The 660-nt window shown below is 67.7% G+C and carries 1 pseudogene; it reads left to right on the plus strand.

Annotation, left to right across the window (positions count from 1 at the left end):
- Positions 1-165: 165 nt before the first annotated feature.
- Positions 166-660, plus strand: a pseudogene (locus KUM32_RS37625) (phosphoenolpyruvate carboxykinase); the annotation flags it as partial.

A 660-nucleotide genomic window follows, 5' to 3' on the forward strand; every position in this document is an offset into this window, starting at 1 on the left:
AGGGGTAGCTGTCTCCATCACTGGATATACGGATGTGTGCATCCGTAGCGGATGTGTGCACCTGTGTCCGCCCAAAACCCTCAATCTGACGCCGGAGCAGTCGGGCTCCGGCGGAACGGAGCGATCGTGGCGCGCAGCGCTGAATCCTCCGGGGCTCTCAGCCCCGTGGCTCAGAACAACACCCCCACGAACCACCAGGAGCTGGTCTCCTGGGTGCACGAGATCGCCGCCCTGACCGAACCCGCCGCGATCGTCTGGTGCGACGGCTCGCAGGCCGAGTACGAGCGGCTGGCCGAGGAACTCGTGGCGAAGGGCACGTTCAAGCGGCTCGACCCGATCAAGCGCCCGCACTCGTACTACGCGGCCTCCGACCCCAGCGACGTGGCCCGGGTCGAGGACCGCACCTTCATCTGCTCGGCGAAGGAAGAGGACGCGGGGCCGACCAACCACTGGAAGCACCCCGACGAGATGCGCGAGATCTTCGCCGGGGAACAGGGCGTCTTCCGGGGCTCGATGCGCGGGCGCACCATGTACGTGGTGCCGTTCTGCATGGGCCCGCTCGGCTCGCCGCTCTCCGCCATCGGCGTGGAGATCACCGACTCCGCGTACGTCGCCGTCTCGATGCGCACCATGACGCGGATGGGCCAGCCGGTCCTGGAC

The sequence above is a fragment of the Streptomyces sp. AC627_RSS907 genome, from assembly GCF_019049165.1.